The sequence below is a fragment of the Streptomyces sp. NBC_00005 genome, assembly GCF_045160215.1.
Classification (GTDB): Bacteria; Actinomycetota; Actinomycetes; order Streptomycetales; family Streptomycetaceae; genus Streptomyces.
Map to the genome: position 1 here is coordinate 200,173 of NZ_CP108316.1, position 24,922 is coordinate 225,094.

Here is a 24,922-nt window from a genome sequence, read left to right on the forward strand (position 1 = left end):
GTGGATCGGGGCGTTGGTGTGGTTACGTGCGAGGGCGGTCAGGCGGGCTTTTCCTCCTGGTTGGTGACGAAGTCGGCCGGCATCTCGGGGCTCCACACGGCGGCCGGGCAGTCCCAGTCGCTCGGCTTCCAGTCCTCGGTGATGCAGTCCATGTCGCCGGAGTACTCGATCCAGCTGCCCCAGGGGTCCTGGATGTAGTGGAAGAGGTTCGAGCCGAGGGTATGGCGGCCCAGGCCCCAGCCCTTCGCGTAGCCGGCGGCGGCCATGTTCTGCGCGCCCATGGCGATCTGGTCGATGTCGGACACCATCCAGCTCGAGTGGTGCAGGCCGGGGTGGGCCGCCGGGACGAAACCGAAGACGTGGTGATCGCCGGGGCCGGAGTTCATGAACGTGGCGATGCCTCGGATGCGGTCCGACAGGCGGAGGCCGAGGGTGCGGGTGTAGAAGGCCTCGGAGGCGTCCAGATCGGAGCTGAAGATCAGCATGTGCCCCAGACGCTGGGGGCGCGGCTTCTCGGTTGCGGTCAGCCAGCGGGCCTGGTCGATCCGACGGACCCGGTCGCCGACGTTGGCATCCAGCGCATCCGTGGTGCCGAACTCGCGCCAGGAGCGGATCCCCTCGTCACGGAGGTTGACCAGGTTTCCCTCGTGATCGCGGAACCACAGCCCGCCGGGCACCTGGGCCGGCGCGTCGAGCAGCTTCAGGCCCAGGCCTTCCAGGTGCCGCTGCCACTCGGGCAGGGAGTCCGGCTCCACCGCGAAGGCGACGTGGTGCAGCCGCTTGGTCGGCCCGTCGATCAGCACCGTCTGGTCCTGCTCCCGGCCGTCGCAACGGATCACGACCGCGTTGTCGCGCTCCGATGTCTCCAGCCCGAACGCACTGTAGAAGTCCGCACCCTTATCCAGCGAAGGCACCTGGAGTCCGTAGTGCAGAAGACCTTTGACACGCAACATGTGCTCTCCTTATTTCCGAACCCGCGTCCCCACGAGCCCCCCTAAGTGTGTACACCTTCAGCAGTGCAACGTCCAGGCATCCAGGGAACCTTTTCCGAGCCGGAACCGCAGATCATGTCCGTCGCCTCCTGCACGTCACGGGTTCCGCGCCCAGGCGCCAAGTGCTCGATCACGTGGTGTGCTGTACGGGCGAGATGCCCCGCGGTCAGTCGCACGGCCCGCTGCGGCTCCCCTGCCACGACTGCGGCGAAGAGGTCGTAGTGCTCCTGGCGGCGCTGCGCGGACTGGTCCCGGTGCTGGCCCTGTACCACCCGGAGGTAGCGCTCGCTGCGCTCCGCGTACGACGCGATGGTACGTCGGACAGTGGGCGTGCACCGGGCGACCAGGATCTGGTGGAAGGCGCGGTGAGCCTCATACCAGGCCGCGTAGTCCTCGCCCTGTTCCGCACGGTCCATGTCGTGCAGCTGTCCGGACGCCGCCTGCACCTCCAGGCGTGACAGGCGCCCCGCGGTCAGGCGCACGCCCACGCACTCGAGCGAGATCCGCGCCGCATAGAGGCAGTCCAGGTCGGCGGCGTCCAGTGCGGTCACCCGGCCGCGGTGATTGATGTCCGCGTCGATCAGCCCCTCTTCCTGGAGCATCCGGAACGCCTCGCGGAGCGGAGTGCGACTGACGTCGAAAACCCGGGCAAGCTCGGCCTGTTTCAGTTCCGCGCCCGGCGGCAGGGAACCTTCCAGGATGAGCCGCCGCAGATGGTCGTGGACCTCGACACTCGTGCGTCTGGGATGCGAGATGACAGGCCGAGGCAGGCCGTCGAACGAACCGTCCGCAGTCGGCCAGACCACTCCTGCCGCACCCGCCTGATCCATGAACCCCAGCCCCCCGCCACCGCCTACATGTCTTCCGCAGCCTACCCTTCCCATCGCAATGTGTATGCACTATCGTCCTCCTGCCACTTACAGAGCCGCCTGTTGGAGGAATGCATGAAGCCGCCTGAATGGTCCTTGGTGCAGTACCGGGTCGATGACTCGGAAAAAGTCGCTGTCGGAGTGAGCACCAACGGGACCGTGGTCCCGGGGCCACCCGGAACCGAAGGCCTCACGCTGATGGAGGTGCTGGGCCGGTGGGAAGCGCTCGCACCACTGTTCCGTGACTGGTTGCCGACAGCGTCGGACGCCGTTGAGGGCGCCCGACTCGCTCCGCCGCTGACGTACCCTGGCAAGGTGCTCTGCGCGGGCGCCAACTACTGGGACCACATCGCCGAGATGGGCTGCGAACGCCCCGATGAGCTGGGTGACCCGTTCTTCTTCCTCAAGCCGCCGACGACGACCGTGACGGGGCCGGGGGACCCGGTGCCGCTGCCCGCCTACCCGGGCGCCCGCGTCGACTGGGAGGCCGAACTGGCCGTCGTCATCGGACGAGGGGGCCGCAACCTCGCGCCCGAGCAGGCCATGGATCATGTGGCCGGGTACCTGGCGGCGAACGACATCTCCGCCCGGGACCGGATCAAGGCCGCCAAGCCGGTCGCCGAACCGTTCACCTTCGACTGGGTCAGCCACAAGGGACAGGACGGCTTCTGCCCGCTCGGCCCCGGACTGGTGCCCGCCTGGCAGATCACCGACCCCCAGAACCTGCGGATCCAGCTCAGCGTCAACGGCGTGCTCAAGCAGGACTCCTCCACCGCGCAGATGATGGTGAAGATCCCCGAGGTGATCGCGGCTGCCAGCCGCATCACCCGACTGGAACCCGGGGACGTCATCCTCACCGGAACACCTGCCGGCTGCGGAGTACCGCGTGGGGAGTTCCTGGCTGTCGGGGATGAAATAGTGATTGAAATCGAGCGAATCGGTCGCCTGGAGAACAAGGTGGTGGCGTCATGAGCATCACTTCGACCGTTTCTGAGCTCGGCTGGTCGAAAGCGCTGCCGGTTCCCGCAACCATGCAAGCCATGCTGTTCCGCAAGTTCGGACCGCCCGACGTCCTGGAGCAGGCCACGGTGGACACACCGCGCCCCGGCCCGGGAGAGGTCCTCGTCCAGGTCGCCGCGGTCGGCATCGGCCGACTGCTCGACCTCACGGCACGTGCGGGCAACCACCCGTACGCCAAGATCGAGCCGCCCCACATCCTGGGCGCGGACCACGCCGGCACCATCGCCGCACTGGGGGAGGGCGTGGACTCCGTACAGGTCGGCGACCGCGTGGCCGTCCTGCCCGGTGTCGCCTGCGGCACCTGCTCTTACTGCGTCGATGGCCGCGAGGAGGTCTGCGACGCCCTGACCGTGATAGGCACCCACCGCCCCGGCGCGTACGCGCAGTACTGTGTGGTGCCGGCGCGCAACGTCCACAAGGTCCCGGACGGCATTCCGGCCGCGATGGCCGCCTCGCTCGCACTCCTCGGCGCGGTTGCCGCCAACCAGATGGCCCAGGCAGGACTCCGCCCCGGACAGTGGGTACTCGTCCAGGGCGGTTCTTCCGCGCTCGGCTCCACTACGGCCGCCTACGCCCAGCATCTGGGCGCGAAGATCATCTCGACCTCCCGCTCGGCGGAGAAGCGCGCAGCCATGGCCGCGGCGGGAGCCGACCTCGTGCTCGACACCAACGCGCCGGACTTCGTGGCGCGAGTACGCGAGGCGACCGGCGGTCGCGGTGTCGACATCGCCGTCGACAACCTCGGTGACCCTGACATCTGGGACGCGACCATCGACTCCCTGGCCCGCGGCGGCACTGTGGTCACCTCCGGCGCCTTCCTCGGCGGCAAGGTGGGGATCAATCTGCGGCGTGTGTACTCCGACTGTCACCGCATCATCGGCGTACGCACGGGCAACCCGGCTGCGGTGAAGGAACTGTGGACGCAGGTGGAGCACGGATTCCGTGCTGTCGTCGACCGCACGTTCCCCATCGCCCGCGCCGCGGACGCCCACCGCTACATGGAGGACGACAACAGCCTCGGGCGCGTGGCACTCACCCTGCGACCCGAGGACTGGGACGGCTGAGGACACAGCTCCGGCGGATACCGGAGGATCGCAGCTTGGAGGCGACGCAGGACGGTCGCCTCCAAGGGCATCTCTTCGGATGTGGCCCTCGGCCACCGGATCAGCATTCTGTTCCCATACGCCGCGATGGCCCGGAAGAAGGTCATGGGCGAGACAGCCACCACCTGGGCGTGTCCGGCGTCAGGATTGACCGCGGCTGCACAGCTGACGTGTCACGCGGTGGACCGACTCTGCCCGCGGCGCAGTGGGGGTCGGCCGCCGGCGGGTCCGCAGCCAAACAGCGAGCACTTCGTCTGTGTGAAAACACATCGCCGTCCCGCTGATGCCTGGACACAGATCTGGGCCGCTCCACCGGGCAAAACCCTCACTGTCCGATGGCCGGCCATGGTTTACCGGCCGGTCGGGGCAGCGGCTGTGGCACGCGGCCCACAGGGCATCGGCGACCAGAAAACGGGGAAGCTAGGGTGTATACACTTTTCTTGGTGAACTCGGCACTCGCTGTCATGGCGGATAGCACGCGCAAACTCCCGGCAGGACGCGATCTTCGCCTTGGGCGACATCACGGAACTGTCCACCCCAACTGCCGCCGTCGAGTTGGGACCCGTCGCCGTCACGCCCCCTCGACCTCACCATGGAGCGGATCAGTTCCCAGGTCAAGGCATTGCTGCACCGGAGCCACCGCCCAGCGCAGGGGCGCCGACCTGATGAACGGTCGCTGCACCCAGCTCTACGGTCTCAACGCCGGCCGACCCGAGACGGCAGGTCTTACCTCGATTGCGCACGCGTTGACACTGCTCGCAAAGTGCATGCACTATAACCCCTGTCACTGGTGAAACAGGTCAATGTGGACGGAGCCGGATGATGACAGACATGGTTGTCGGCGTGGTGGGGTTGGGGCGTATCGGCCGCGCGCTCGTCAAGGTGTTGGCGAGCCGCGGTACCGAGGTGCATGTGTACAACCGCACCGCGGCCCGAAGCCACGAAATGGCCGAAATGACAGGCGCATCGGTCGCCGCGAGTCCTGCGGAGCTGGCGCGCGTGTGCGACGTGGTGTGCGTCTGCCTGGCGGGGTGGGAAGCCACCCGCACTACCTACCTCGAAGCAGGCGGGTTGCTGGACGACACAGGCTCGGAGCGGTTGTTCATCGATCTGGGAACCCTCGAGCCGGCGCAAGCGCGCGATCTCCGCGATCACGTCGCCGCCGGAGGACACCGTTTCCTCTTCGCGCCCGTGAGCGGCAGGCCGCTCGACGTTGAGGAAGGACGCGGATTCGTCATGGCCGCGGGAGATCCGACAGGGATTCCGTTGGCGAGTGAGATCTTGAGTGCACTGGGCACGTTCCGGCACGTCGGTGACGATCCCGCCCACGCGGCCGTCATGAAGCTCACCGTCAACCTCCTGGCCTTCGCCACCATGTGCGCCACGGCCGAGGCAATCGGGCTGGCGACCGGTGCCGGAATCGATCGGAAGCGCGCCATTGACCTGCTGGTGGAGAGCCCGGCCACGTCCGCACTGCTGAGCCGGCGCCGCGAGGCATTCCTCGATCCCGAGTCGAGCGAAGTCCAGGGACCGATCGAGATGGCGATAAAGGTCTACGACATGATCACCGGGTTCGCGGACGAGGTGGGTTCCCAGGTGCCCCAGGCCAAGGCCACCGTGGCACTGTTCACGCAGGCTGTCGCCGCCGGCTACGGACCGCGGGACATTACAGGCTTCGGCGACTTCCTGCGCGACCCCCGATCGGCCACTGACCGCACTTGAGGACGACAAGCAAGCAGCAGACCAAAGAGTTGAGGACAAACATGGCGAAGGACAAGCGCACCGCCCTGGTGCGCAGCTCGGAACTCCGGTCGACCGCGGTGACCGGAGCGGGGTTCGAGGGAGTACGGCAGACCCGGCTCATCGATGCCACCCACGGGTCGGTGCATCAGGAAGTCGTCATCACGGAACTGGCCCCCGGCGGCGTCATTCCAGGCCATTTCCATCCCTTCGAGGAATCGTTCTTCATGCTCGAAGGCGAGGCGCTGTACGCCGTCGGTGGCGAGAGTTACCGGATCACGAAGGGCGGTTACGGCTTCGCGCCGATCGCGGCTCCCCATGCCTGGCGTAACACCTCGGCCCGAGCCGCGAGGTGGATCGAGGTGCGCGCGCCCCAACCCAAGACTGTCGCGGACGCGCATGGCACATACGCCTCCCCCGAACTCAGCCCTCCGAAGGACGGTCGCGAGGTCGCCCTGGGCGATCCTCGCTGTCGTTACGTCGGATGGTTCGAAGACGACCAGATGCCGCCGTACGGTCCCATCGCCGCGCGCGGCGCCATCAACTACTGCGTCAAGCACATCTCGTCCCGACTGCTCGTCCAGGACACCCTCGGAGCGGTCCAGCACATCACGTTCCTGGCGCAACTTCCGCCGGCGCCGGCCGACAAGCGCAACGTCGTGGACCTGATGCAGGCGGATCCGGTCAGCAAGACGCACTACCACCAGTACGAGGAGGTTTACCACTTCCTTCAGGGGCGCGCTCTGGCCTATCTGGACCAGGAGCGCTTCGAGGTGGGCCCGGGCGACACGATCCTCGCCGGGGTCGGCGGCTCCCACGCGGTGGTCAACATAGGCGACGAGCCGTTGCGCTGGCTCGAGACAATGACGCCACGACCGCCCGAGCAGCACAGCATGTTCTGGGAAAAGGACTGGGCCGCGCTGACGGCGCTGCCTGTCACTGAGGGCGCCTAGCCTCCGCTTTTCTGGTTGGGGCTGGCTGGTCCGGGTTGATGCCGTCGGCGGCGTTTCTGTGCTGTGGGCATGGTTGATGCCGTCGTTCCTGCTGGAGGACGGCGTCGGCGACGTTTCCGAAGACGGCGGTGGCCTCCATGACCGAGGGCGCGTTCGTGTTCGCCATGGCCAACCCGAAACCGGAGGTCCACCCGGACATCGCCCACAGGTACGCCGCCATCGTGGCGCCCGGAATCCGACTACCCCAATCCTGCTGGAGGACGACGACATGATCGCCGCACAGCGGGAACAGGCCCACGCCGACCTCGCCGCCTGCCGCGAGGGGCGCCGCGGCAGCAGCGAACATTGAAGCGGCTGATCGCTTCGGGACAGTGAGCGTCCGTCAGCCAGTACGCAAAGTGATCCAGAACCAACACCAACGCCCCGAGCCCCCGTCGGCCTCGACCCCAACAGGTCGAAGCGGCCGGACCGGGGCGTTCGGCGTCACAGCCGACTCCTCGGCCGCGAAATGGGATCAGCCGGAGGGGCATCGGACCGGCTGGAGATCGGCCGTCACGTCGCATCCGTGGGCGGCGAGGGACTGCGCAGGGCCTGGCCTGTGCCGGATGCCCCCGCTGTGACCACAGCGCAGCGGATACCGCGCTCGTGCAGGGCCCGTGCCGGCCTGAAGCCGGTCGGGCCGCCCTCCTAGGCCACCGCAGCCGGCTGGGGCGGACCACGGGTCCAGGCCACCACGTCGGACGTGTTCACGACGAGGCGTTCGCCGAAGACTTCGCAGGTCACGCTGTCCAGTGCCCAGGCCGCGGTGGAGCGGGAATGGACATCCAGGCCGACCGAAGTACCTCGGAAAACATCCGGTGCCTCCCGGTAGTTGCGGCACTACCCGCCACCGTGCCCACCGGCAGGCAACCCGCGTCAACTTGCGCGAGGGGCATCGGCCTTGAACGTTCTGACGGTCGGAGCCACCGGCGCTTCATACGGTCTACCGGTAGTTCATTAAATCCGGCGGTAGAGGTCAAGTCCGTGTCCGGTGGTGACCGCGTCGATCAGGGCCTGGAGCTCGGAGGGCGGGTCTTTGTCCGTCCAGGCTCGCCACCATTGGTTGAGAGTGACGGCGGGGGCGAGCCAGGAACGGATCGCCCGTAAGGCCCTGGGCCAGCAGGGCTGTTGGTGCTGGTGCGACGGGGCCGGCCCCCCTCTCTGGCCCCTCGCTGGGGCACGGGTCCGGCGCGGTGGCATCCACTGGTCCGGGTGGGGCGAACCATTGGTCCCAGCAGAAGGAGAAGGCGCAGTTGACCAGGTCTGAAGTCGTCGGATGGCACGGTCGGAACGGACTTGGAAGTCGGCCCAGCCGAGTTCGTCCTTGACCTGCTTGTAGCTCTGCTCGACCCACGGCCGCAGGCCGTAAAGGCGGACGATCTCGGCGAGGTCGGCCGGCGTGTGCGGGCTGGTGGCGGCGCAGGCTGCGTTGGGGTGGGGCAGGTTGGTGGCCAGGTGCCAGGTGGCCTTCTCCGGCAGGGTGGCTGGATCGGTGGTGGCCACGACCAGCCGGCAGGGTGAGTCGGGGCCATAACCGCCCAGTCGGGCATCGGCGGCCCACCAGGTCTCGGTGTGCCCGTCGCGGAAGTGACGCTCTACCGGTGTCCAGTCGCCGGGATAGCCTGCGTTCTTCCAGGTCAAGGCGTGTGCGGCGTCGATGGGGGGTATGCGGCTGGCCGGCCGGGGCCCAGGTGCCGCGATGCGGTTTGAGTGCTACCACGTAGGCCAGGCAGGCCGCCCGCAGTGCGAGATACCAGTCGTCGCTGACGGAGTAGGCGCAGTCGGCGACCACCGCCCGGCAGCCGAAGCCCGCCTCCTTCCCGCGCACCGCCAAAGCAGCGGCCAGCTGCGGTTTCGTACGGAAAGCCGGGTCGGACCGGGCGCGGGCGAAGTGGTGCGCAGGGGTGTAAGGGATGGCGTGCAGTGGGTAGTACACACGGCCGTCGGTCCACACCGTGCTCACCGTGACGATGCCGTTGTCCGTCTTGCCCAAGCGGCCCAGCCACTGCCGGCCCACGTTGGCGGTGGCCGTGCCGTCCTTGCGGTCCCCGGAGTCGTCGATCACGATGACTCCGCCGTCGTGGGGAGCCGTCGCCGATTGCTCGCGCAGCAGCTCAAGCCGCCGGTCGTTGACCTGCTCCACCTCCCAGGGAGACTCGGACAGGAAGAACTGCAGCCGCTGCACTCCCGGCATCCCCGCGCCGGCCACCGGCTCAGCTCCTGCCAGGCAGGTGATCGTCTTGTTCCGCTCCCGCGGCGCCAGTAGCCCCGTCAGGTACTCACGAAAACCCCGCCGCTGAGCCAGGCTGAAGAAGAGGTCGTCGAACCGGGCCGCGTACTCCTCCAACGGCCCCGGCGCAGGCGGACACGGACGGCGAGCGGTCATCTCCAGCCCCCAGCAGAGCAGTTGACTCCTACCACCGGCCTACGACCAACCCGCCTCGCCGTCAACCCACACCACCACCGGATTTAACGAACTACCGGTAATCGCCGGAGGCGACGGCGACTCGATCTCGCACAGCCTTGAGGGTCGTACGGACTGCGTCCAAATAGTCCGCCTCCATGCGCTCGGCGAACTCCTTCTCCATCGGGCTGTCCGGCTCCACGCCATCCACCACGATGCTGAAGCTGAAGGTCAGCTCCAGCTCCCCGGCGTCGCCCAGACCGATCTCGTTGTCGATCGTCCCCTTGGCCGTGCCGTGAGTGCGCACGAAATGCACGCGCTGCTTGGGGTAGAAGGTGACGACTTCGCGCACCGGCTGTCCGACGTGCACGATGTCCCGCACCAAGCCACCGTCGAACCGCTCGGCCACTGTGCACTCGCTGATAGCTGCGACGTACGGCAGGGGGTTCTGGGCCTTGTCCACCAAGCCCTCCCACACGTCGTCCACGGTGAGGACCGGTCCACTGCTGTCGTTCACGGGAAGAGTGCGGCTCACTTCGATCACGATGTTCCTCCACAGAACTCGAACTCCGTCGGCCATCCTCGCCCTACCGTGACAGCCTCCCGCAAAGTGTGCACACATCCAGCGACCTCAGTAAAGCGATCGGCGCGACTTTCATCAGTGACAGCCTGAAGGTTGGTAACGTGTATGCAGTTAGCCCGCTGACCGTCGAGTACTGAACGTGCCGAGCTGACGTCTACCACCCGACCGGTAGGTAAGGGACCGGCCGCCACAACGAGCCGCACCCTCATCCCCCGAGGTCGTCACGCCCGTAGGGACGCGGTCGTCCAGACGACAAGCGGGCACCCCCCTGGGCGTTTTGCCCAGCTGTCCCTGAAAACAGCAGAACTTGAGGAGATCCACATGTCACAGTCCGCGACCGTTGTGGTCATCGGTGGAGGCTACGGTGGTGCCTCTGCCGCCAAGGCCTTGGACGAGGTCGCCGACGTCGCGCTGATCGAGCCGCGCGACGCCTTCTTCCACGCGGTTGGCGCGCTGCGCGCCACCGTGGACCCCGAGTTCCTCCCAAGGGTCTTCTTCCCCTACGACCGTCTCCTGTCCAGGGGACGTGTCATTCGCGATCGCGCCGTTGCCGTGGAACCCGGCCGGGTCACCCTCGCCTCTGGAAAAGCCCTCCCCGCCGACTACATCGTGCTGGCAACCGGGTCAAGTTACCCCTTCCCCGCCAAGAACGAGTTCCACGTCGCGTCAGAGGCGATGGAGCAATACGCCTACGCGCAGCGGCAGTTGGCGGAAGCCGAGCAGGTGATGCTCCTGGGTGCAGGCCCGGTGGGACTCGAGTTCGCCGGAGAGATCAAGGCCAAGTGGCCCGGGAAGGGCGTCGTCATCGTCGACCCCGCCTCCGACATCCTCTGCGAGTACGAGCCGGAACTGCGCGAGGAGATTCGTCGGCAGCTCGCCGATCTGGATGTGCGGTTGATCCTGGGCAGCCCGCTTCACGACGAACCCGGCACCCGGTCGGGCGAACTCGGCCGATTCCAGGTGACCACTGGCGCGGGCATCGACGTCACTGGTGACATCTGGTTCCGTTGCTATGGGGGGCGTCCTCACACTGACTACCTTGTCGGCGCGCTCGCGGACGTCCGGCATGGCGGCGGCCGGATAGCGGTGACCGAATCACTCCAAGTCAAAGGCCAGGAAACGGTTTTCGCCCTCGGGGACATCACCGATCTGCCCGAGTCCAAGAGGGCCGGCGCCGCCATGCGCCACGCGGCCGTGGTTGCCCGCAACATCACGTCACTGATCGAAGGCGACGCCCCAACGGCCCCCTATGAGGTGGGACCGGCCGCAATCATGCTCCCCCTCGGCCCCAACGGCGGGGCGACTCAGCGCCCAGGTGAAGGCATCGGCGGGCCAGAGGTCACCGCCCAGTACAAGGGAGCCGACTTGTTGACCGGACGCTTCACTCAGCTCTTCGGTCTCGAAGCCGGCTGACAGACGGCAGGTCCCGCCCGGGCCCGTGCCCTGCACCGGGACGGGACCTACTCCCTTCCTTCCCGCCGTTCGCCGCGCCGGCAAATGACCGCCCTCGTCCGGGCCCGCATCCGTTCCACGGATTTCTGTCAACCGGGCTGTACGTCGACGGGGCGGGACGGACGACCAGTGGGTCCACCGTCGGTCAGTGGCCCCTCGGATCAACTACCAACCAGGAGTGGTCGATCGTCCCTGACGGAAGCTGGATCCGCCTCAAGAACCACGCCACCGGGCTGTACCTAGACGGCCTGGGCGCCAGGGCCAACGGCGCTGCCGCCGGCCAGTCGACCGACAGCAGCGCCGCCTCCCAGAAGTGGATGGAGGTGACGGCGGGCGCCTACATCCGGTTCAAGAACCGTGCGACGAGTCTGTACGTCGACGGCATGGGCCGTACCGCCAACGGATCCGATCTCGGTCAGTGGGCCGGCAGCACCAACACGAACCAGCAGTTCCGCGTCGTCCCGCAGTAGCGGGTCGCCGCAACGGTCACTTGTACTTTGTAGTCGCATTTCCCCAGTTCCCGTCCGACAGCGTCAGTTGATGGCGGAGGGATGCCGTGCCAGCGGCGTCACGCTGATGTGCAGGTAGGGGAAGAGCGGCAGGCCCCAGAGGATCTCGTTGAGCCGGTCGTTGCCGCTGACGTCGAAGATGCTGAGATTCGCGTACAGGCCGGCGCAGCGCCACAGATGCAGCCACTCACCGGACTGCTGGAGCTTTTGCGCGTACTCCTTCTCGGCAGTGAGGGTCGCTTCCTTGAGGGCGCTGTCCAGGTCGGGCGGTAGGTTCACGGTCATCTGGACGGCGAAGAGCACGGTGGCCTCCTGGAGGCGGTCAGGAGACCGGGGCGAGGACGAAGTCGTACGTGACCTCGGCGACGCCCGTGGCGTTGGGCCGCGGATCGAGGACGAGTTCGGGTTTCACGGCGGAGGCCACGTCGTCCTGGATGTGGGCGCCGTCCTTGAAGTAGAGCTGTGTGGTGAGCGGTTGGTGTCCGGGTGCCGAGACCTTCAGGTGGATGTGGGCGGGGCGCCAGGCGTGCCAGCCGGCCGCGGCGATGAGTCGGCCGCAGGAGCCGTCGGTGGGGATCTGGTAGGGGGCGGGCTGGATGGTGGTCACCGCGAACCGGCCCTCGTCGTCGGTGACGACGCCACCGCGCAGGTTCCACTCCGGGATGCCGGGCGCGAACTGTGCGTACAGCCCGTCGTCGTCGGCCTGCCACATCTCCAGTAGGGCACCGGCCAGCGGCTCGCCGTCGACGCCGGTGACTTGCCCCTGGAAGAGGAGCGGGGTGCCGGCCTCGGTGTCCCGCATCGGCAGGACGCTGACGCTGGGCAGGGTGGGAGCGCTGGGCACGTAGTACGGTCCCTCGATGGTGCCCTTGCTGCCCTTTCGGGTCGCGGTGGCGACTTCTTCGAGGACGTGCTCGATCCACACGTCGAGGAAGAGCGGCCACTCGCCGTCCTGCCCGACGGAGATCAGCCACGACTTGAGGGCGTTGTACTCCTCGTAGGTCACCTGGTGGCGGCGGATGACGTCGTGGACGGTGGTGATCACCTCGGTGGCCAGGGTGTTGACGCGGGCGGTGTCGGCACGGGGTCCGGACACGTCGGTCTTGTCGGTGAGGAAGCGTTCCGTCGCCGAGGCTCCGGATCCGGCGGCTGTGGCCTTGAGGGTGGTGTCGGACATGGTGTGCGGCTCCTTCGGAAGCGGGGATTCTTCAGTGGTCCTGGCGGTAGCGGGCGAGCTTGGAGTCGTCGATCACGACGCCCAGCCCAGGCCGATCACGGATGGCGAGCGTCCCGTCGGTGATGGTGAGCGGTTCGGTCAGCAGGTCGTCGCTCATGTCGAGGAAGTTGGAGAGTTCGCCGGCCCTGCGGGAGGAAGAGGCGTGGGCGGCGCCGAAGGCTACGGTGCACACCGTGCCCAACTGGCCGTCGATCTGGTTGCCCATCACGACCTCGGCCCCCATCCCCTCGCACTGGAACAGCACGCGCTGTGAATCGGTGAAGCCGGTGCGGGCCGTCTTGATGCTGATTGCGGTGGCAGCGCCGTCGAGCAGGGCGCGGGTCACTTCGGCCGGTGTGGTGGCGGACTCGTCCGCGACGAACGGAATGCGGCTCTGGCCGACGAGCCACCGCCGGCCGAGGACGTCGTCGGCCGGACACAGCTCCTCGGCCAGCGTCATGCCGAGCTCGTCCAGTTCGCGCAGCGCCAAGGCGGCCTCCGATGCGGTCCACCCGCGGTTGCCGTCGACGTACAACTCGCTCTCGTCACCGAGGGTTTCGCGCAGAGCCCGGCAGACGTCGAGGTCCAGGCGGGCGGGGCGACGGCCGACCTTCACCTTGAAGACCTTGATGCCGTGGGTGTCCCGGTGCCGCAGCGCCTCGTCGGCCACCCGCGCCGGCGTGTCGAAGCCGAGCATGTGGCTGACCCGCATCCGGTCGGTCCAGCCGCCCAGCAGCTGGGTGACGGGTCGGTCCACGGCCTGGCCCGTGATGTCCCACAACGCAATGTCGAGGGCCGACTTGGCGGCCGGATTGCCGACGGTGCGACGCAGCAAGGCGTGGATCCGCTCGCGGGCGAACACGTCAGCACCCACGAGCTGCGGCGCGAAGATCTTCTCGATCACGCCGATCACGGACGCCTGTGTCTCTCCGTACGTGAAAGGGCGGGGCGGGGCGTCGGCCACGCCGGTCAGTCCTTCGTCGGTGTGGATCCGGACCAGGACGTGTTCGGCGCTGTGCACCTCGCCGCTCGCGAACCTCAGCGGCTTGGTGTACGGGATCGCATACGGGACGGTCTCGACCGCGGTGATCTTCATCGGACGGTCTCCTCGACCCGCCGGGCGATGCCGAGCAGTCGGCCCACGCGTGCGGGGTGGCCGATGAGTTGCAGGCCCAGGGGCATGCCGTCCCGATCCCGGTGACCGGGGACGGTCACGACGGGCAGGCCGAGGAGCTGCCAGGGGCGGCTGAGTACCGGGCTGCCGGTGGCGTCCAGTCCGTGCGGGGCGGGGCCGGGGGCCGCCGGGCCGAGGATCACGTCGGCGTGGTCGAGGAGTTCGAGGATCCGGGTGCGGGCCTCGTGTCTGACGGCGAGCGCTGTCCGGTACTCGTCGACCGGAGTGTCGCGACCACGCGTCAAGAGGTCGTTGAGGTGCCGGCTCAGGGATCCGGGACGCTCCGCTTCGGCCGCGAGCGAGCGAGCGGCCTCGTATGCCATGACGGTGGCGTGCGTCTCGGCGAGTTCCGGCGTACGGACCCGTCCCGCGAGGTCGTCGGTCTGCGTGCCGCCGGCGGCCAGGGCCCGGGTGGTGCTGCGCAGGGCGTCGAGCATCGCCGGGTCGATGTCGGCCAGCTCTGTGCCGGTCCACGCCAGCACCCGTAGCGCGCGGTCCGGGACCTCGGACCGGGTGCCGTCGACGGCCGCCACGGCCGCGGCCAGATCGTCCACCCGTGCGGCGATGAGTCCTGGTGCGTCCAGGGACGGGCTCAGGCCGGTGATCCCGGTCGTCGGCCAGGCGCCGACCGGAGCGACATATCCGGCGACGCCGCAGAAGGAGGCGGGCCGGGTCAGTGAGCCCGCCGTCTGTGAGCCCAGGGCGAGGGGCACTACGCCGGCCGCGACGGCGGCGGCCGAGCCGCTGGACGAGCCGCCCGGGGTGTGGGCCACATGGTGCGGGTTGCGGGTGGGGCCGGGCTGGAAGTACGCGAACTCGGTCGTCACCGTCTTGCCGAGAGGGACGGCGCCCGCCCGGCGCAGCCGGTCCACGAGCCAGGCGTCGTGTGCGGCGATCCTTCCGCGTCGCAGTGGGGAGCCACACTCGGTGGGCAGTCCGGCGACGTCGATGATGTCCTTGACCCCGAACGGCAGCCCTCTGAGCGGTCCGTCCGGTGCCTGCAGCGCGGCGGCGCGAGCGCCCTCGGTGTCCACGCGCACCCACGCGCGGATCTCCGGCTCGGTGCGCTCCAGGCGTCGTAGCGCGTCCTCGACGGTGGTCATGAGCGTGTGCCTTCCGGTACGAGGGGGTCGGCGTCGAGCCGGTGGAAGGCGCGGTTGAAGTAGACGAGGCTCTGGCCGCCGGTACGGGTGCGGATCTGCTCGATGTCGACGAAGAGCACGCTGTGGGAGCCCATGGGAACCGTGTGCTTGATCGTGCCGACCGCCGTGACCAGGGCGTCCTTGAGGACGGGTACGTCGTGGGTGCGGTCCCAGACGTCCCAGGTGAAGCGTTCGGCCATGGCCACCTCGGTGGCGCCCGCGAAGTGCAGGGCGAGTTCCTGCTGCTCTCCGGCCAGGACGTTGAGACCCACACGGCCGTTCGCCTTGAAGACGTCGTGCATGGCGCTGGCGCGGTTCACGCACACCAGGACGGTCGGCGGGGCGTCGGTGACCGAGCAGACGGCGCTGAGGGTGATGCCGCAGCGGCCGTTCGGGCCGTCGGTGGTCAGGATGTTGACGGCGGCCGGGAGGTGGGCCATCGCCTCGCGGAAGTCGTTCCGGCTGGGGGGCACGGCTTCACCCCTCCTCTCGTTGTCGTACCTCGGACTGCACGAGGTTTCGGACTGTTCGCAGTGCTCACCACAGCTCGACCACCAGCCGGGCCGACTTCGCGCGTGACACGCAGGCGGCGATCTGGTCTCCGGCCGCCTTCTCCTTCGCGGTCAGGCAGTGGTCCCGGTGGTCGGGTTCGCCCTCGGTCACGCGCAGGACGCAGGTGCCGCAGATGCCCTCGCGGCAGGAGGTCTCCAGCGGGACGCCGTTCTCCTCCAGTACCTCGGCGATGCTCTTGCCGGGCGGCACGAAGTAGACCTCGCCGGTGTCGAGTTCGACCTCGAAGGCCCCGCTCGCGTCCGACGGCTCACCGGCCTGGAACAGCTCCGAGTGGATCCGCTCCTCGGGCAGGCCTCGGGCGGCGAGTTCACGGACGTACGTCATGAAGTCGTACGGTCCGCAGGTGTAGACGTGGGCGTTTGTCGGAAGAGCGGTCAGTTCCGCGGTGAGCGCGGACATGACCGCCTGTCGGCCGAGCCCGAAGTGACGGACCACGCGTGCGGTGAAGGCGGACTCCTCCAGCAGTGCGGCGAAGGCCGCGTCCGCCCGGCTCCTCGCCACGTAGTGCAGGGTGAACTCGGCTGCTCTGCCGTGCAGTTCGTACGCCATCGCCAGGAGCGGTGTGATCCCGATTCCGGCCGCGACGAGGTGGTGTGCGGCCGCGTCGGGAGCGAGGGAGAAGAGTTGCCGGGGCGTGCCGACGGTCAGTTCGCTGCCCGGCTCGGCCTTGTCGTGCAGGGCCTGGGAACCCCCGCGCGAGTCCGCCTCCCGCTTGACGGCGATGGTGTAGGCACCGGTGTCATGCGGCGGGCCGCACAGGGAGTACGGGCGGGTGATGCCGGTGGGTCCGGTGACGTCGATGTGCGCGCCGGCCGGATAGGGGGCCAGGGCGGTGCCGTCGGAACGGACGAGCCGCAGGACCTTGATGCTGTCGGTCTCGTCGTGGGTGTCGGTGACGGTGACTGTGAACATCCGTCTGCCTTCGGGATCAGGTGGGGAGCTGACGGCGCTGTCAGCGCATGTACAGGCCGCCGTTGGCGTCCCAGCAGGCTCCGGTGACCGCGTCCGCGTGGTCGGAGGCGAGCAGTACGGCCATGTCGGCGATGAACCGGGGCCGCCCCAACCGCCGTACGGGAATGGACTGTTCGATCGCGGCGAGGCGGTCGGGCGGGAGCATGTCGCGGACGATCGGGAGGTCCTGCGGGCCCGGTGAGACGGCGTTGACCGTCACTCCGGACGGGGCGAGTTCGCGAGCGAACACCTTGGTGAGGGTGGAGACTCCGCCCTTGGCCGCCGCGTAGTGCGCGCCGGTCGCGGTGCCGCCGTTCTGGCCGGCGAGCGAGGCGATGTTGACGATGCGGCCGTAACCATGCTCGGCGAAGTAGGTACCGAAGACCTGGCAGCCGAAGAAGGTGCCGTTGAGGTTGGTCGACACGACCGCGTCGAAGCTCTCGGGGCTGATCTCCATCAGCGCCTCGACCTTGGAGTGCCCGGCGTTGTTCACCAGGACGTGCACCGCGCCCCAGCGTTCGACGAGTTGGTCGCGGACGCGGGCGAAGGCGTGCTTGTCGCGGACGTCCAGCGCGAGTCCGACGGCGTAGTGGCTCTCCGGGTCGAGTTTTGCCGCCGCCTTCGCCGCGGCCTCCTCGTCCAGGTCGGTCACCGCGACGCGGTAGCCATGGTCGTAGAGGCGTGCGGCGATGCAGGCGCCGAGGCCGCGGGCCGCGCCCGTTACCAGGGCCACGCGCCGGGCACCGTCGTCCTCGTGCGGGCTCACAGCAGGAACCCGGAAGCCGTGACCGCGTCCTCGGAGTTGACGAGCCGCACGATCTTACGGGAGATGCGCGGGCCGTCCGCGGCGAACACGATCCGGTGGGTGACGTCTGCGGCGAGGACGAAGGTCTCCTCGCGTTTGTAGCCGACCAGGACCTGGGCCGAGCACAGCTCGATCGCGTCCTGGTCGCGGCCGGTCACCACGAAGCGGGACACCGTGCGGACCGTACGGGCGGCCGCCGCGGCCGAGATGGAGAACCCGCCCGTGAGGCGTTCGACGCGCATCCGGCGCAGCCGGTCGTCGTCGTAGACGAGGTTGAGGCGGGAGGCGAAGTCGGTCGCGTCGCGGTCGATGGGGACGACGTACTCGCCGCCCTCGGCCCACAGATCGTCCCACGCGTCGTAACGACGGCTGTCGAGGAGGTGGGCCTCGCGCCAGATCAGGGAGACGGCGGCGAGGGCTCGCGGGTCGTCCAGCGGTAGCTCAACTGTCATGCTCGTGGCCTCAGTTGCCATCGGTCATCATCCTGTTCCACATCGCGTACGCCTCGCGCATCCCCGTCTCGTCGGTCGCGTGGGAGGTGGGCTGCCCGAGGTCGTCGGGCTTCTCACGGCCCAGGCCGCGGTTGACCAGGATCGGCATGTCCACCGCGCCGGCCACGCCGCGCTGGACGCGGTTCCACGCCTCAGCGTCGTCGGGGCTGCCGAAGCCGAACGGGCCCTGGAAATGCTCGTGGATGCGCAGCCGTTCACGGTTGACGATCTCCGGGCCGCCATCCAGACCGAGCGCCACGTGCCGGATCTCCGTCTGCGCGACGGAGATCGGGCGCAGGACGCGGAAGAACGACATCGACATCGCCACGTTCGGGAACAGGTTCAGGTTGAACCCGGCACCGTGGAGCGAGCGGACGATGCGCCGCACCTTCTGCGGCGGCATGTCCTTCGACAGCTCCTCGACGATGTGGCTGAAGCGGTCCTGGAGTTTCTCCGTGCCGTCGTCGACGTCAAGGTCGGCGTGTTCGGCCACGGAGACGGAGACGCTGTGGCCGTTGCCGAGAGCGTGGGTGACCGCACTCTCGTCGGTCATGATCGACAGCATGCTCGCGGTCTCCGCGTCGACCGAGGCCATCCAGGAGCGGTGCACGATCGGGAAGTGGTACCAGTCGGTGGTGTTCTCCAGCTGGATCTTCCAGTTGCCGTCGAAGCGGAACCGGTGTTCGCCCTGCACCTTGATGGGGTAGCCCGCACCCTGCTTCATGAAGCGGTCGATCCACAGCCGGGCCCCGCCGAGGAAGTCCTCCAGCGGCTCGATGTCCTCGCTGAAGGTGGCGAAGAGCATGCCCGCGTACGAGCCCACTTTCAGTCGCTGCAAAGGCAGGTCCTTCTTCTCGACGACGTCCTCGTAGCCCTCGGGATACGGGATGCCTCGCAGAGTGCCGTCCAGGCCGTAGGACCAGGCGTGGTAGGGGCAGGTGAACCCGTTGCCGTTGCCCTTGGGGGTCTCGCAGACGCTGGCGCCGCGGTGCCGGCAACGGTTGAGCAGGACGTTGATGGTGCCCCGCCGGTCCCGGGTGACGATGACGGGACGGCGGCCGACCCAGGCCGTCTTGAAGTCGCCGGCCTTGGCGATCTCGCTCTCGTGCGCGACCCACACCCAGGTGCGGTGGAAGATGCGGTCCATCTCCTGTTCGAAGAGGGCCGGGTCGGTGTAGAGCGTGCCGGCCACGCGGTCGGACTCGACCAGCGGCGAGTGCGTCATCGGGCCACCTCCGGCTCGGGCAGCGGACGGCCGACGCGCGCCTCGATCTTCATGTAGCGCCACAGGCCGTGCTCGCCGACCTGGACGGTGCGAAAGAGGTTGCAGGCGGCGGCCACGGCCGGCTGGTCGACGACGTCGGCGAGGACGTAACAGGTCCAGGGCCAGGAGTCGGACGGGCCGACCATGTGCTGGTCGTCGTCGACGGTGCCGAGGACGGTGACGCCGGGCAGCTCGTACAGCTGGGTGAGCATGGTCGTGAAGCCGTCCCAGACCGTCTTGCCCTGGCCGGTGGGCAGGTCGAAGAAGTTCTGGTTGACGCCGATGCAGAAGAGCACCCTGAGCGGTGCGTCGGACATGGGGATCTCCTGGGGGTTTCAGAGGTAACCGGGGAAGGGCTGGACACCCATGAGGACCGCGCCGGCGCCGTCGTACATGCCCTCCTGGAGGAAGGCGTGCTGCGGCACGACCGACGCGTCGCGCAAGTGGCGCTGGAGGGGGCTGCCGTCGGCGATGGCGCCGATGCCGCCGAGCTGGTAAGCGGCCCGTACGACCTCGAAGGAGGTCTTGGCGAGATGCGCGGAGGCCAGACGCAGCGCGCTCGCCTGCTCCTCGGTCGCCCGATCGCCTGCCTCTACGGTCGCCCACGCCTCCTGGGTGGCCTCATAGAAGAAGGCCCGTGCGGAGCGGAGTTGGGCTTCCGCCTGGCCGACCGCGATGCGGTAGCCGGCGCGTTCGGCCGGCTTGGGGGCACCGGTGTAGCCGGACCGGCCGCCCTGGGCGATGACGTGGTCGAGGGCGGCGCGGGCCACGCCGAGGCCGACGACGGCCAGGACCTGTGCGGCGTAGGGGACGGTCGGGTAGCGGTAGAGCGGTTCGTCGACGGTGGGGGCGCCGCCGCGCAGGAACGTCCACTGCTCCCCCACGACGGCCCCCTCGACCACCAGGTCGTGGCTGCCGGTGCCGCGCAGACCAACCACGTCCCAGTTCTCGGCGATCTCCACCTGGTCCGCCTGCAGTACGGCGGTCAGGGGCCGGCCAGCCTTGTCCTCGCCCGCCTTGATACCGACGCCCAGGACGTCCGCGCCCTTGCAGCCGCTGGCGAACTTCCAGCGGCCCGAGACCCGGTAGCCGCCCTCGACGCGTTCGGCGGGCTGCACGGGGAACAGACCGCCCGCGAAGGCGATATCGGGTCCGTTCGCGTACAGCTCGGCCTGGGTGTCGAGGGGCAGGGCGGCCAGGTAGACGCCCGAGCAGGCGAAGCTCGCGACCCAGCCGGCCGAGGCGTCGACGGCCGATATCCGCTCGACGAGGCCGAGGAATTCCGCGGGCGGGAGGGCATCGCCACCGAATCGCTTCGGCGTGCTCGCCCGGTAAATCCCCGCGTCCTTGAACACGGCGATCACATCCCGCGGAACATGCCGCTTCTCCTCGAATTCGGCCCGCCGTTCGGCTACCAGGGCCAACACCTGATCGACCTTCGTCATGAGGGAATCTCCTCGCATTGCCGGGCGGTTCACCTGCCCGCCTGGTCTTCACGCTAGGCGTGTCAACCGGCCGTCCACCATGGGGACTTGAACCACGTCGCGTAAGGGAATTCCCTAGCTCCCTGAGACTGAACGCCTCACGAAGGCGGTCAACTGCTCGTCGAACCGGTCGGGTTCCTCCAGGAAGGGCGAGTGACCCGTCCCTTCCCACAGCTGCACCTGCGCGGCCGGGCAGACGGCGGCGATGTGGTCCAGCGCGGCCGGCGCGACGATCCGGTCACTGCCGCCCTGGACGGCCAGCCAGTCCACGGTGACCTCGGCCGCCGTCCCACTGCGATCCAGGGGGCGTTGCAGCAGTGCGGCAAGGACGCGGGGCGGGGTGTGCAGGCTCGCGTCGAGCAGGGTCTGTGCCGTGTCGGCGGCGAGGGGGCGTTCGACGGACACGTCGAGCAGCTTGCGGCGGACCGCGGCGACGGTGTCCTCGTCCTCGTCCGTCAGCCCCGGCAACAGGGCCACGAAGTCCGGGCCGAACATCCGCTCCGCGCCCGGTACGCCCGCCAGCAGGGAGGCGTCCACGGTGAGCAGCCCCGACAGCGCCGAGTCGCCGTGCACAGCGATGTAGTCGAGGGCCACCAGGCCGCCGTAGGACCAGCCACCCAATACGGGCCTGTCGAGCCGCAGTTCATCGATCACGGCCGCCACGTCGTCGGCCCACACCCGCTCGTCCAGGTATCCGGTGTCGGGTTTGCCGGAGTGGCCGTGGCCGCGCAGATCGGGTGCGACCACGCGGATCGACCGTGGTGCGGTGAGCTGGTGGAGCCAGCTGCGGGCGGACTGGGCGAAGCCGTGCAGCAGTATCACCGCGGGGGCGTCCTCGGATCCGGCGTCGAGCACGCGCAGCGGTACTCCGTCTGCCCCCGTGACCGTGGTCGATCTGATCCCGTCCCCGGCAATTGCGTCCGTCTCCATGACGACGTCCTCTCTGGTGGTTTCAGCTGACACCGGTCAGCGCCTTGAGCTGCATGGACCGGAAGGTGGAGTGCCCGGTGGCGACGGCCTCGCCGCGGTCGGGAAGAAGAAACACATCATCACGGACAAGCGGAGAGCGATACGGATTCGTTGTTCCGCCATGGTCTCGAGGACTTCCTGAGCCATATCCGACTCCCGTTTCCGATGAGGATTGGCGGGAGCGTACAAGTGCCGGACAACGAGCGGCAATCAGGTGATATGCATCTGGTCCGCAGTGTTTTCCCTACTGGTGTAGGGATTTCTTTACGGGCCTCACGCGGACGGCAGCGTGAGGCCGTGCTGGAGCACGTCGCGGACGAGGGTGGCCATGCTCTCGGCGCCGGCCTTCTCCCGGATACGGGTGCGGTGCACGTCGACGGTCTTGACGCTGATCCCGAGCCGGGTCGCGATGTTCTTGCTGGGCAAGCCGTCGATCACCATGCGCAGGATCTCCAGCTCACGCGGGCTGAGCTGGTCAAGTCGCGCCCGTAGCAGTCGTGTTCGGGACGCCTGCGCGAACCGTTCCTGCGCGGTGCGCAGCGTCTGCTGGACGACGTCCAGCATGTGCTGGGGGTCGTAGGGCTTCTCCAGGAAGTCGACGGCGCCGTTCTGCAGGGCGCGCACCGACATCCGGATGTCGCCGTGCGCGGAGACGAAGATGACCGGGATGGCGGATCCGGCCCGGTTGAGGATCTCCTGGAGCTGGAAGCCGCCGACCTCGGGCATCCGTACGTCCAACACCATGCAGGCGGGGCGGTCCGGGTCGTAGGACTCCAGGAAGGAGGCGACATCGGTGAAGCAGACCGCCTGGATCCGCACCGACTCCAGCAGCCAGGCCAGGGACAGGCACAGCTCGCGGTCGTCGTCGACGATGTAGACGATGCTCTGCGCGGTCATCCCGGTCACCCCCAGGCGGCCTGTGCGGTCCAGTACTCGCCGCCGTCGGCGCTGGTCCCGTGTCGCCACTCCCCGGTCCGGCGCAGTGTCGGCTCGACCCGCGCGGTGGCCCGGTCGGCGCCGGCCGGGCCGTCCTCGTCGACCTGCCAGTGCACCCAGTTGACCTCCCGGCCCGTGTGGTCGTGCGTGAACAGGTCCACGTGGTGCCAGCCATAGCCATGGGTGTCCGCGTAGCAGGTCAGGAGCATGGTCCTGGCGTCGGTGGTCACGCCGCCCCCTTCGTCAGCGGGGTGCTGAAGAGCCGCTCGGTGCGGAACAGCGAGATGCGGGCCGGCCCGTCCGGTGCGAGGCGGAAGGCCACGTCCAGCCGCGCCACCCTCATCTCGGCGGCGCCCGACGGATAGCGGGACAACTGCTGCATCAGCCAGGTTCCCCGGCCGGTGGTCTCCTGCAGGTCGAGGCTTCCGGGAAAGAGCAGATGGACGTTCTCCCGGAAGTGCGGGCTGGGCGGCAGGTACCCGGCGAGCATCTCCAGGATGGCCGCCCTGCCCTCCCGGCGGCCGAATTCACCGGAGTACTCCGGGCCCACGCCCTCCCAGACGGCGTCGTCGGTGAACAACTCGCCGAGCTCGCCCGTCACTTCGTCCCGGACGGGAACGTCGCACAGTCGCAGGTACCGGTCGAGGGTGTCCATCACGTGTTCTCTCTGGTTCCCCATGGGCGATACCTCGAATGCCTCGGGAATCTTTCGCAAAAGGCTAGATGTTCCGCACCGACCGGGACAACCCGGGTTTCAGCGCGGGTCCGCCGGTATTTCCCTTCCCCGGGGTAAGGGAATCCCCTATTGATCCCGGGCCATGGGCAGTGCGAAGGAGAACACGGCTCCGTCGGGTTCTCCTTCGGCGGCGGAGATACGGCCGCCGTGCCGGGTGATGATCCGGTGGCTGAGCGCCAGCCCGATCCCGCTGCCGTTCGCCTTGCCGGTGAACACCCCGTCGAACATCCGGTCGCCGGGGACGCCCGCGAGGCCCCGCCCGTGATCCCGGACCACGAGTTCCGCCCACTCCCCGTCCCGGGACAGCCTGGTGGTCAGCTCCACCCGGCGCCGCTCGGGCGGCCAAGTGGCCATCTCCTCGATGCCGTTGAAGGCGAGGTTCATCACGACCTGGCCGATGAGGACGTTCTCGCAGCGCACCGGCAGGGGCTCGGCGGTCAGGTCGAAGTCGACCTGTACGCAGGCACCCTGAGCGCGCAGCTCGATGAAGTACCGGCAGTCCAGGACGATTTCCCCCAGGTCGGCCGGCTGCTCGGCGTGCTCCAACCGGCCCACGTACTGCCGCAGGCTGTCGAGGATCCTGCTCGCCCGTTCGATCTGCCGCTTGGCGTTGTCCAGTCCCCAGATGACGGAATCGGTGTCGGCCCCGGATGCCTGCGCCTGAAGGCGGCCCCGCGCGCCTTCGACGAAGTTGTAGGCGGCGGCGATCGGCTGGCTGACCTCGTGCGCGATGGCCATCGCCATGTCCCCCATGGCGTTGTACCGGGCGAGGTGGTTGAGGTGCTGGGTGTCGCGGCGGTGCTCCTCCTCCTCCCGCACCCGGTCGGTGATGTCGTAGAAGAGCAGCAGATGGCCGCGGAGGTCGCTCTCGATGTCGATGTACTGGCGGGTGACCGCGTACCAGCGGGGTTCTCCACCCGGCTCGGCGAACCGGTAGCGGCCCGCGTCGGCGGGTACGGCCCCGTCGTGGCAGTAGTCGGCGAAGTCGGCGCCGTGCAGGTGCGGGCCGAGTTGTTTGGTGGCCGACTCGCTGGCGAAGATGACCCGCCCCTCGTCGTCGAGTACGACGATGCCCTCGGCGAGGCTCGCCAGGAAGGCCCGGAGCCTGCCCTCGGTGCGGAAGAGATCGCGCCGGACGGCCTTCTCCTCCTCGATGTCCCGGAACTGGACCATGATGACCGGCCGGGACGGGAGGTCGACCAGGATGGCGATGGCCTCGGTGAGCACCTCCTCGCCGAGCTTGGAGCGGTAGCACCACTCGGTGGCGTTGACCCCGTGCTCGACGGCCCCGCGCAGCCAGCGATGTCCCAGCTCCCGACTGTACTGCTGGGCGTTCTTGCTCATGTCCGGCGCCTTGAGCGGCTTCAGCTCGTCGACGCTCCAGCCGAGCAGCGCGCAGGCCGCGTGGTTGGCCCAGAGGATGTCGTACGTGGCGGCGTCGTGGATCAGCACGCAGTACTTCAGGGACTGTACGAGGTCCCGGTAGTCGGCCAGTTCGAGATCTTGCATCAGGACTC

General features: G+C 68.5%; 26 protein-coding genes and 3 pseudogenes. 7 read left to right on the forward strand and 22 right to left on the reverse strand.

Annotated features, from left to right (window positions below; all coding sequences use genetic code 11):
* Window positions 1-38 precede the first annotated feature (38 nt).
* From OG303_RS00995 to OG303_RS01005, 3 genes and pseudogenes are all read right to left on the reverse strand, one after another.
* Window positions 39-953 (reverse strand): VOC family protein, encoded by a 915-nt coding sequence (locus OG303_RS00995; protein ID WP_405863741.1) that lies wholly within the window; start codon window positions 951-953, stop codon window positions 39-41.
* A gap of 41 nt (window positions 954-994) precedes the next feature.
* Window positions 995-1,594, reverse strand: coding sequence for a GntR family transcriptional regulator (locus OG303_RS01000; RefSeq protein WP_405877029.1), 600 nt, complete (start codon window positions 1,592-1,594; stop codon window positions 995-997).
* Between the two features lie 33 nt (window positions 1,595-1,627).
* Window positions 1,628-1,876, reverse strand: a pseudogene (locus tag OG303_RS01005) (hypothetical protein); the annotation flags it as partial.
* A gap of 342 nt (window positions 1,877-2,218) precedes the next feature.
* On the opposite strand from OG303_RS01005, the gene OG303_RS01010 reads away from it, so the two are divergent.
* The 5 genes and pseudogenes from OG303_RS01010 to OG303_RS01030 form a co-directional block, all read left to right on the forward strand.
* Entirely contained in the window at window positions 2,219-2,833 is a 615-nt protein-coding gene (locus tag OG303_RS01010) for a fumarylacetoacetate hydrolase family protein (RefSeq protein ID WP_405877031.1), read from the forward strand.
* The gene (locus OG303_RS01015; protein ID WP_405863743.1) at window positions 2,830-3,945 is read left to right on the forward strand and encodes an alcohol dehydrogenase catalytic domain-containing protein; all 1,116 of its coding nucleotides are present in this window, start codon (window positions 2,830-2,832) and stop codon (window positions 3,943-3,945) included. Before OG303_RS01010 ends, OG303_RS01015 begins: the two co-directional genes overlap by 4 nt.
* 861 nt (window positions 3,946-4,806) lie before the next feature.
* Window positions 4,807-5,706 (forward strand): NAD(P)-dependent oxidoreductase, encoded by a 900-nt coding sequence (locus OG303_RS01020; RefSeq protein WP_405863744.1) that lies wholly within the window; start codon window positions 4,807-4,809, stop codon window positions 5,704-5,706.
* Between the two features lie 41 nt (window positions 5,707-5,747).
* Window positions 5,748-6,677, forward strand: coding sequence for a cupin domain-containing protein (locus tag OG303_RS01025; RefSeq protein WP_405863746.1), 930 nt, complete (start codon window positions 5,748-5,750; stop codon window positions 6,675-6,677).
* 116 nt (window positions 6,678-6,793) lie between these two features.
* Window positions 6,794-6,926: pseudogene (locus tag OG303_RS01030) on the forward strand (NAD-dependent malic enzyme); the annotation flags it as partial.
* A 747-nt stretch (window positions 6,927-7,673) separates the two neighbouring features.
* On the opposite strand, the gene OG303_RS01035 reads toward OG303_RS01030, so the two are convergent.
* The 3 genes and pseudogenes from OG303_RS01035 to OG303_RS01045 all read right to left on the reverse strand — a co-directional run bounded on the left by OG303_RS01035 (window position 7,674) and on the right by OG303_RS01045 (window position 9,664).
* Window positions 7,674-8,357, reverse strand: coding sequence for a hypothetical protein (locus OG303_RS01035; protein WP_405877887.1), 684 nt, complete (start codon window positions 8,355-8,357; stop codon window positions 7,674-7,676).
* A gap of 61 nt (window positions 8,358-8,418) precedes the next feature.
* Window positions 8,419-9,102 (reverse strand): annotated as a pseudogene (locus OG303_RS01040) (transposase); the annotation flags it as partial.
* Between the two features lie 91 nt (window positions 9,103-9,193).
* Complete coding sequence (locus tag OG303_RS01045; protein ID WP_405863748.1) at window positions 9,194-9,664, reverse strand: SRPBCC family protein; 471 nt, start codon at window positions 9,662-9,664, stop codon at window positions 9,194-9,196.
* 360 nt (window positions 9,665-10,024) lie between these two features.
* Here OG303_RS01045 and OG303_RS01050 point away from each other — a divergent pair, with 360 nt between their 5' ends.
* A complete protein-coding gene (locus OG303_RS01050) occupies window positions 10,025-11,116 on the forward strand; it encodes an FAD-dependent oxidoreductase (protein ID WP_405863750.1) in 1,092 nt (363 codons plus the stop codon).
* 137 nt (window positions 11,117-11,253) lie between these two features.
* Window positions 11,254-11,625, forward strand: coding sequence for an RICIN domain-containing protein (locus tag OG303_RS01055; protein WP_405877033.1), 372 nt, complete (start codon window positions 11,254-11,256; stop codon window positions 11,623-11,625).
* 63 nt (window positions 11,626-11,688) lie between these two features.
* On the opposite strand, the gene OG303_RS01060 is transcribed toward OG303_RS01055, so the two are convergent.
* The 16 genes from OG303_RS01060 to OG303_RS01135 form a co-directional block, all read right to left on the reverse strand.
* A complete protein-coding gene (locus OG303_RS01060; RefSeq protein WP_405863752.1) occupies window positions 11,689-11,967 on the reverse strand; it encodes a muconolactone Delta-isomerase in 279 nt (92 codons plus the stop codon).
* 19 nt (window positions 11,968-11,986) lie between these two features.
* A complete protein-coding gene (gene catA / locus OG303_RS01065) occupies window positions 11,987-12,841 on the reverse strand; it encodes a catechol 1,2-dioxygenase (RefSeq protein WP_405863754.1) in 855 nt (284 codons plus the stop codon).
* A 31-nt stretch (window positions 12,842-12,872) separates the two neighbouring features.
* Window positions 12,873-13,976 (reverse strand): mandelate racemase/muconate lactonizing enzyme family protein, encoded by a 1,104-nt coding sequence (locus tag OG303_RS01070; protein WP_405863755.1) that lies wholly within the window; start codon window positions 13,974-13,976, stop codon window positions 12,873-12,875.
* Window positions 13,973-15,157, reverse strand: a complete 1,185-nt coding sequence (locus tag OG303_RS01075; protein WP_405863757.1) for an amidase — start codon at window positions 15,155-15,157, stop codon at window positions 13,973-13,975. Before OG303_RS01075 ends, OG303_RS01070 begins: the two co-directional genes overlap by 4 nt.
* Window positions 15,154-15,669 carry a flavin reductase gene (locus OG303_RS01080; RefSeq protein WP_405863759.1) on the reverse strand — a complete coding sequence of 172 codons (516 nt, stop codon included), beginning with the start codon at window positions 15,667-15,669 and terminating at the stop codon, window positions 15,154-15,156. The genes OG303_RS01075 and OG303_RS01080 overlap by 4 nt, the downstream gene beginning before the upstream one ends.
* A gap of 64 nt (window positions 15,670-15,733) precedes the next feature.
* Window positions 15,734-16,681, reverse strand: coding sequence for a PDR/VanB family oxidoreductase (locus OG303_RS01085; protein ID WP_405863761.1), 948 nt, complete (start codon window positions 16,679-16,681; stop codon window positions 15,734-15,736).
* Window positions 16,682-16,721: 40 nt separating this feature from the next.
* Entirely contained in the window at window positions 16,722-17,453 is a 732-nt protein-coding gene (locus tag OG303_RS01090; RefSeq protein WP_405863763.1) for an SDR family NAD(P)-dependent oxidoreductase, read from the reverse strand.
* Window positions 17,454-17,482: 29 nt separating this feature from the next.
* On the reverse strand, window positions 17,483-17,977 hold the full coding sequence (locus OG303_RS01095) for an aromatic-ring-hydroxylating dioxygenase subunit beta (RefSeq protein WP_405863765.1): 495 nt from the start codon (window positions 17,975-17,977) through the stop codon (window positions 17,483-17,485).
* Between the two features lie 10 nt (window positions 17,978-17,987).
* Window positions 17,988-19,241, reverse strand: coding sequence for a Rieske 2Fe-2S domain-containing protein (locus OG303_RS01100; RefSeq protein WP_405863767.1), 1,254 nt, complete (start codon window positions 19,239-19,241; stop codon window positions 17,988-17,990).
* The gene (locus OG303_RS01105) at window positions 19,238-19,597 is read right to left on the reverse strand and encodes a hypothetical protein (protein ID WP_405863769.1); all 360 of its coding nucleotides are present in this window, start codon (window positions 19,595-19,597) and stop codon (window positions 19,238-19,240) included. The genes OG303_RS01100 and OG303_RS01105 overlap by 4 nt, the downstream gene beginning before the upstream one ends.
* An 18-nt stretch (window positions 19,598-19,615) precedes the next feature.
* Window positions 19,616-20,725, reverse strand: coding sequence for an acyl-CoA dehydrogenase family protein (locus OG303_RS01110; RefSeq protein WP_405863771.1), 1,110 nt, complete (start codon window positions 20,723-20,725; stop codon window positions 19,616-19,618).
* Window positions 20,726-20,839: 114 nt separating this feature from the next.
* On the reverse strand, window positions 20,840-21,694 hold the full coding sequence (locus OG303_RS01115; protein WP_405863773.1) for an alpha/beta fold hydrolase: 855 nt from the start codon (window positions 21,692-21,694) through the stop codon (window positions 20,840-20,842).
* A 312-nt stretch (window positions 21,695-22,006) separates the two neighbouring features.
* Window positions 22,007-22,630, reverse strand: a complete 624-nt coding sequence (locus OG303_RS01120; RefSeq protein WP_405863775.1) for a response regulator transcription factor — start codon at window positions 22,628-22,630, stop codon at window positions 22,007-22,009.
* A gap of 5 nt (window positions 22,631-22,635) precedes the next feature.
* A complete protein-coding gene (locus OG303_RS01125) occupies window positions 22,636-22,899 on the reverse strand; it encodes a hypothetical protein (RefSeq protein ID WP_405863777.1) in 264 nt (87 codons plus the stop codon).
* A complete protein-coding gene (locus OG303_RS01130; RefSeq protein ID WP_405863778.1) occupies window positions 22,896-23,348 on the reverse strand; it encodes a nuclear transport factor 2 family protein in 453 nt (150 codons plus the stop codon). Before OG303_RS01130 ends, OG303_RS01125 begins: the two co-directional genes overlap by 4 nt.
* A gap of 123 nt (window positions 23,349-23,471) precedes the next feature.
* The gene (locus tag OG303_RS01135; protein WP_405863780.1) at window positions 23,472-24,914 is read right to left on the reverse strand and encodes an ATP-binding protein; all 1,443 of its coding nucleotides are present in this window, start codon (window positions 24,912-24,914) and stop codon (window positions 23,472-23,474) included.
* Between the last annotated feature and the right edge of the window lie 8 nt (window positions 24,915-24,922).